Below are 6,982 nucleotides of genomic sequence, written 5' to 3' on the forward strand. Positions count from 1 at the left end.
TCAGCCCCCCTGCAGACCGGCGTCCAGCACGGCCCTGGCAATGGGTGCGGCCACCGAGCCGCCGGTGGCCGCCAGCGCCCGATCGCCGCCGTTCTCCACGATCACCGCGATGGCGATCTTGGGGTTCTGCGCGGGTGCGAACGCGATGTACCAGGCGTGCGGAGGCGTGTTGCGCGGGTTGCTGCCGTGCTCGGCCGTTCCGGTCTTGGACGCGATCGTGTATCGGGACTGGCGTGATCCGACGGTGTTCTCCTCGGAGGCGACCATCATGGTGGTCAGCTGAGACGCTACCTGGGCGCTCACCGCCTGGCCGACCGAGACCGGCTTCGTCTTGGACAACACGCTCAGATCGGGCCCCTGCCGTTGATCCACCAGGTACGGCTCCATCCGCACTCCGCCGTTGGCGATGGTCGCGGCGATCACCGCGTTGTCCAGCGGAGTGAGCGCCACATCGCGCTGGCCGATGCTGCTCTGGCCGAGCGCGGCGTTGTCGCCGATGGTGCCGACGGTGCTCTCCGCCACCGGAATCGGGATGCCGCGATGCGGGCCGATGCCGAACGCGGCGGCCTCGTCCTTCAGGTTGGCGGCGCCCACCTTGACGCCGAGCTCGACGAACGCGGTGTTGCACGACCGGAAGAACGCCTCGTTCAGCGAGGCCGTCGGGCCGGAGCCGCAGGTCGCGCCGTTGTAGTTCTCCAGCGTGGTGCTGGTGCCGGGCAGCGTGATGTTGGGCGCGGCGGTGAACTGATCGTCGGGGGTCGCGACGCCGTTGGCCAGCGCGGCCGCGGTGACCACCACCTTGAAGGTGGAGCCGGGCGGGTAGGTCTGCGAGACGGCCCGGTTGAGCATCGGCTGGCTCGGATCCTTGCTCAGCGTGTCCCACGCCTCGGTGGTGCGCGCCCCGTCGTGCCCGGCCAGCAGGTTCGGGTCGTAGCTCGGAGTGGACACCATGGTGAGGATCTTGCCGGTGCTCGGTTCGATGGCCACCACCGAGCCCGTGTAACCCTTCGCGCTGAGCTGTTCGTAGGCGACCTGCTGCATCACCGGATTCAGGGTGGTGAGCACGTTGCCGCCGCGTGGATCGCGACCGGACACCAGGTCGACGAGCCTGCGGCCGAACAGCTGGCTGTCCGAACCGTTGAGCACCTGGTCCTCGGAGCGCTCCAGCCCGGCGCTGCCGTACTGAATCGAGTAGTAGCCGGTCGCGGGCGCGTAAGCCTTCGGGTCGGTGGGGTAGGTGCGCAGGTATTTGTAGCGGTCGTCGGTGGCGACCGAGCTGGCCAGCACGGTGCCGCCCGCCGAGATCTGGCCGCGCTGGCGCGAGTACTCGTCGAGCAGCACACGCGAGTTGCGCGGATCGCTGCGGTAATCGTCGGCCTTGATGACCTGTACGTAGGTGGCGTTCGCGAGCAGCGCGACGATCATCACCATCACCGCGACCGCGACCCGCCGTAGGGGAGTGTTCATTCCTGCGGCCTCGCTTCCGAGCGGCGCAGCAGCTCGGTCTGTGCGTCGGCGATCGGCGCCGGGTCCTTCTTGCGCACCGGCGCCGGGGCGCGGGCCGCGTCGGACACCTTGATCAGCAGCGCGAGCAACGCGTAGTTGGCCAAGAGCGAAGAGCCGCCGTACGACATGAACGGCGTGGTGAGGCCGGTCAGCGGGATCAGCTTGGTGACGCCGCCGACGACGACGAACAGCTGGACGGCGAGAGTGAACGAGAGCCCGGCGGCGAGCAGCTTGCCGAAGCTGTCGCGCACGGCGATCGCGGTGCGCAGGCCACGCATCACCAGCATGAGGAACAGGATCAGCACCGCGGTGAGCCCGATCAGGCCGAGCTCCTCACCGATGGTGGTGACGATGAAGTCGGTGTTGGCGAAGGGCACCTGATTCGGCCGTCCGCTGCCCAGGCCGGTGCCCGCGAGTCCGCCGGTGGCGAGGCCGAACAGCGACTGCGAGATCTGGTAGCCGGTGTTGTGGTAATCCGCGAAGGGGTCGAGCCAGGTGTTGGTGCGCACGCGCACGTGGCTGAACGACTGGTACGCGAAGACGAATCCGATGGCGAGCAGGCTGCCGCCGATGATCAGCCAGCCCACCCGCTCGGTCGCGATGTAGAGCATCACCAGCACCGTGCTGAAGATCAGCAGCGAGGTGCCGAGGTCCTTCTCGAAGACCAGCACCGCGATGCACACCACCCAGACCACCAGGATCGGGCCGAGGTCGCGGGCGCGCGGGAACTCCATGCCGAGCATGTGCCGTCCCGCGGTGGTGAACAGATCGCGTTTGGCGACGAGCACCGAGGCGAAGAAGATGATCAGCAGGATCTTGGCGAATTCGCCGGGCTGCACGCTGAAACCCGGCAGCCTGATCCAGATCTTGGAACCGTTGGTCTCCGAGTAGGCACCGGGCAGCAGCGCCGGGATCATCAGCGCGACGAGCCCGATCAGGCCGAGGGTGTAGCTGTAGCGAGCCAGCGTGCGGTAGTCGCGCAGCACGATCAGCAGCGTGACGAACACCACCATGCCGAGCGCGGTCCAGAGAATCTGCTGGTTGGCATCGGGCGACGGCACCGGCTCCGAGTTGAATTCCGCGTTCTGCGCGGCGCCCAGATCCAGGCGGTGGATCAGCACCAGACCCAGACCGTTGAGTAGCGCGACGATCGGCAGCAGCAGCGGATCGGCGAACGGCGCGAACCGGCGGACGGCCAGGTGCGCGATGCCGAACAGGGCGAGGAAGGCCAGGCCGTACTTGGCGATGTCCCAGGTGACCGACTGTTCCTGGCTGGCCTCGACCAGGAACAGGGAGACGGTCGTGATCAGTGCGGCGAATCCGAGCAGCAGCAGTTCGACGTGGCGTCTGGTGGACGGTGGCGGCGCTGGAGCGAACCCGCCCGGGGGACTGGGGAAGGCCCCCGCGGACGGTGGTGCCGGTGCGGACATCAGTCCGTCACCCGGCAGTTCTCCCCCGAGATCTGGGGGTTCTGCGCCGGGGTCGACGTCGGCGCCTGCTCCACCCGGGTGGGTGTACTGACGTCGGTTCCCCTGGTGTCACCCTGGTCGGTGGTCGGTGCCGGGTTCGGCGTCGTGGTCGGTGCGACCGGTCCCTGAGCCTGCTCGCCCGGCGGCACGACACCGGGCTGCGGTACACCGGGCTGCTGCGGCGGCGCGGTGGTCTGGCGAGCCGGGCACGGCGGCAGCAGTTCCTGCTGGGCGAGCAGCCGTATCTGGTCCTCGGCCTTGCCGAGGGACCCGGGCGGCAGGCCCGCGTTGACCTTGTCGCGCCCGGTTTGCTCGAGATCGCTGACCCGCAGCTGGCGGCAGCCGGACGGCAGATCCGATCCGGCCTTCATGATGGTCAGCGCGCCGCTTCGGTCGACGCAGCCGACGGTGTCGACGTCGTGGATCGAATACCCGAGCACCGAACCCGGCAGCCCGCGCATGATCACGACTTGGCCGTTGTCCGCGCCGACGTAGTAGTTGTTGCGGATCATCTTGTAGCCGACCAGCAGGCCGACGGCGACGGCGACCACCAGCGCGACCGCGAGCAGGATCCAGCGCAGCCGATGCGACTTGCTCGGCGGCGGCGGTTCCGGCGCCGCGGCCCGGCGCGGCGGCGCGGCGCGCGGCGGACGCATCGCCGCGGCGCGTCCGGCCGCGGTGTTCGGCGGCGGGGTGTCCTCGTCCTGACCGGAGGCCGCGCCCGCCACGATCGGATGGCTCTGGCCGTAGTCCAGATCGATGACGTCGGCCACCACCACGGTGACGTTGTCGGGACCGCCGCTGCGCAGCGCGAGTTCGATCAGGCGGTCGGCGCACTCGTCGGTGCTGCCCTCGCGCATGGTGTTGGCGATGGTCTCGTCGCTCACCACGTCCGAAAGACCATCCGAGCACAGCAGATAGCGGTCGCCCGCGCGCGCCTCGCGCATGATCAGCGTCGGCTCGATCTCGTTGCCGGTGAGTGCGCGCATGATCAGCGAACGCTGCGGGTGGGTGTGCGCCTGTTCGGGCGTGATCCGGCCCTCGTCCACCAGCGACTGCACGAAGGTGTCGTCGCGGGTGATCTGGGCCAGCTCGCCGCCGCGCAACAGGTAGGCGCGCGAATCGCCGATGTGCACGAGCCCGAGCTTCTTGCCCGCGAACAGGATCGCGGTGAGCGTGGTGCCCATGCCGTCGAGCTCGGGCTCCTCCTCGACCTGATCGGCGATGGCGGCGTTGCCGGAGCGCGTCGCCGTGTCGAGCTTGCCGAGCAGGTCGTCGCCTGGCTCGTCGTCGTCGAGATGCGCCAGCGCGGCGATCATCAACTGCGACGCGACCTCACCCGCCGCGTGCCCGCCCATGCCGTCGGCGAGTGCGAGCAGGCGGGCGCCCGCGTAGACGGAATCTTCGTTGTTGCCTCGGACCAGACCGCGGTCGCTGCGCGCTGCGTAGCGGAGAACGAGTGTCACGATCGGAGCTCGATCACTGTTTTGCCGACACGGACAGGAGTGCCGAGCGGAACACGGACGGCGGTGGTGACTTTCGCGCGGTCGAGATAGGTGCCGTTGGTCGAGCCGAGGTCTTCGACGTACCAGTCGTCACCACGCGGGGACAATCGCGCGTGTCGGGTAGAGGCGTAATCATCGGTGAGCACCAGCGTCGAATCGTCCGCACGCCCGATCAGCACCGGTTGGGTGCCGAGTGAGATGCGGGTGCCGGCGAGTGAACCTTGAGTCACCACAAGATATTTGGCGCCCTTCTGGCCTCGGCTGAAGGAAGGCAGCACCGCGGAACCGCGTGCGGCCCTGGGCTGGATCCGGATGCCGGAGGCCGCGTAGATGTCGCTGCGCAAGGTCCGCAGTACCGCCCAGACGAACAGCCACAACAGCAGCAGGAACCCCGCACGGGTCAATTGCAGGATCAGTCCCTGCACGGCGTTCCACCTCCTGTTCGACCGTAGGTACGTCGGTGCCGTAGGTGCGGTTCGACCCACCCCACAGCCTGCTCGGCTTGCCGGCCCCGGGTTCGGGGCCGCGCGCGTTGGCAGCATCATAGGGCCGTCAGTCGATTTCGATCACGATACGACCGACGATTCCGTGGGGGCCATGTCGTGACCTGCACCGCGAGCTTACGGGATCAGACGATACGGATCAGGATCTCGGAATGCCCGGCGCGGATCACATCACCGTCGGCCAGCTGCCAATCCTGGACCGGGGAGCCGTTGACGAGCGTGCCGTTGGTCGACCCGAGGTCGGACAGCATCGCGGTCTGGCCGTCCCAGCGGACCTCGATGTGGCGGCGCGAGACACCGGTGTCCGGCAGCCGGAAGTGCGCGTCCTGACCGCGGCCGATGATGTTGCTGCCCTCGCGCAGCTGGTACGTGCGGCCGCTGCCGTCGTCCAGTTGCAGCGTGGCCGAGTATCCGGAGCCCGCGGCGGCGCCGCCGCTGTACGACGACGGTGCGGCGTAACCCGGCTGCTGGCCGCTGTAGCCGGACTGTTGCGAGTAGGCCTGGCCGTAGCCGCCCTGCTCCTCGGAACCGTAGCCCTGATCGGCGTAGCCGGGTTCGGCGTAGCCCTGCTGGCCGTAACCCTGCTGACCGGCGTAGCCCTGCTGGCCGTAGCCCTGATCGGCATAGCCTTGATCGGCGTAGCCCTGGTCACCGTAGCCCTGCTGCTGGCCGTAGCCCTGCTGACCGTAGCCCTGGTCGCCGTAGCCGCCGCCCTGCTGGCCGTACCCCGGCTCCTGGTAGCCCTGCGCGCCGTAGCCCTGATCGCCGAAGCCTTGCTGGCCGTAGCCGCCGCGGTCGCCGCGGTCGCCGTAGCCGGCGCCCTGCTGGCCGTACCCCTGGTCGGCGTAGCCCTGCTGCTGGCCGCCGCCGTACCCCTGGCCGCCCTGCTGGTAGTCGTAACCGTTCTGGTAGTCGCCGTACGCCTGCTGCGCGTCCGGTGCCTGGTACTCGGAGGCTCCGTACGGCGCGGAGCCGCGCCCGTACTCGTCGCGGTACGCACCGTTCTGGGGACCACCTGCCCGCCCGCCGGGCGGAGGTGCGTACCCGCGATTGCGTGGATCGGACTCCGCGGGCTCACGGCTCGGGTCGTAGCCAGAGTTCTGCGTCATGGGGCCAGCTCCTGGTTGCGGGTGTGCAGGTCGTTGTGGCGTGGGTTCCGGGCTTGGTGCGGGTGCAGCTCGACGGCCGACGTCCGGATCGACGCGGCCGCTCGCCCTGAACTGTCCGGTGTGCAGCGTAGGTGATGCCTCGAACGCTACGTGTACTTCGCCATAGGTCTGCCACCCTTGATCGCGGATGTAGTCCCGGAGATGCTTGGCGAACGCGCGGGTCGTGAGGTCGTGATCGGCGTCCAGTTGCTGGTGGTCGGACGAGTTGATGGTGATCACGTAGCTGTTCGGCGCCAGCAGATGACCACCGCCCAAGTCCTGGACGTGGTCGGCGGCCTCTTGCTGCAGCGCCGCCTCCACCTCCTGGGGCACGACGTTGCCCCCGAAGACCCGGGCGAACACGTCACCGACGGCGCCCTGCAGGCGACGCTCGAACCGCGAAACGATGCCCATCTCGGCCTCCCTTCGGTGAGCGTCTTCCTATCTCGTTCCCAGCTTCATAACAACGACACACGCGCATGGCGTGTCGCGCAACGACCACGTTCATTGCATGATATCCACGATCCTCCACACCTGTAACTCTTGGAAACCCCGGCGGGTTCCCGTGATGCTCATTGGGCATCACAAGCCACACTGACCAGCCGATTTCGTTTCTCGACCGGCCCCGTGCTAATGTTCCGGAGTCGCTCGGGCGAGTGGCGGAATGGCAGACGCGCTGGCTTCAGGTGCCAGTGTCCTTCGGGACGTGGGGGTTCAAGTCCCCCTTCGCCCACGCTTCACTCGATAGAAGGCTCGTGCTCGTTGAGAGCGCGAGCCTTTTCTCGTTTCGCGGTGTTTTGTGGGGGCGCGCGCCCCCACGCCCCGCCCGGGGGGTCTTCCCCCCACCCCCC

Annotated in this window: 5 protein-coding genes and 1 tRNA gene; 1 reads left to right on the forward strand and 5 read right to left on the reverse strand. The window is 68.5% G+C overall.

Going from position 1 to position 6,982, the window contains the following annotated elements:
* From ACRWNM_RS34975 to ACRWNM_RS34995, 5 genes are all read right to left on the reverse strand, one after another.
* The gene (locus tag ACRWNM_RS34975) at positions 1–1,467 is read right to left on the reverse strand and encodes a peptidoglycan D,D-transpeptidase FtsI family protein (RefSeq protein ID WP_431972450.1); all 1,467 of its coding nucleotides are present in this window, start codon (positions 1,465–1,467) and stop codon (positions 1–3) included.
* The gene (locus ACRWNM_RS34980; RefSeq protein ID WP_431972451.1) at positions 1,464–2,936 is read right to left on the reverse strand and encodes an FtsW/RodA/SpoVE family cell cycle protein; all 1,473 of its coding nucleotides are present in this window, start codon (positions 2,934–2,936) and stop codon (positions 1,464–1,466) included. The genes ACRWNM_RS34975 and ACRWNM_RS34980 overlap by 4 nt, the downstream gene beginning before the upstream one ends.
* Positions 2,936–4,441: a PP2C family protein-serine/threonine phosphatase gene (locus tag ACRWNM_RS34985; protein ID WP_431972452.1), complete on the reverse strand. Its 1,506-nt coding sequence runs from the start codon at positions 4,439–4,441 to the stop codon at positions 2,936–2,938. Before ACRWNM_RS34985 ends, ACRWNM_RS34980 begins: the two co-directional genes overlap by 1 nt.
* On the reverse strand, positions 4,438–4,905 hold the full coding sequence (locus ACRWNM_RS34990; RefSeq protein WP_067786390.1) for an FHA domain-containing protein FhaB/FipA: 468 nt from the start codon (positions 4,903–4,905) through the stop codon (positions 4,438–4,440). The genes ACRWNM_RS34985 and ACRWNM_RS34990 overlap by 4 nt, the downstream gene beginning before the upstream one ends.
* Before the next feature lie 203 nt (positions 4,906–5,108).
* Positions 5,109–6,545 (reverse strand): DUF3662 and FHA domain-containing protein, encoded by a 1,437-nt coding sequence (locus ACRWNM_RS34995; RefSeq protein WP_431972453.1) that lies wholly within the window; start codon positions 6,543–6,545, stop codon positions 5,109–5,111.
* Between the two features lie 236 nt (positions 6,546–6,781).
* Here ACRWNM_RS34995 and ACRWNM_RS35000 point away from each other — a divergent pair.
* Positions 6,782–6,864: transfer RNA gene (locus tag ACRWNM_RS35000), tRNA-Leu, on the forward strand.
* Positions 6,865–6,982: the final 118 nt, after the last annotated feature.

Source organism: Nocardia sp. bgisy134 (assembly GCF_965341865.1).
Taxonomy (GTDB): domain Bacteria; phylum Actinomycetota; class Actinomycetes; order Mycobacteriales; family Mycobacteriaceae; genus Nocardia.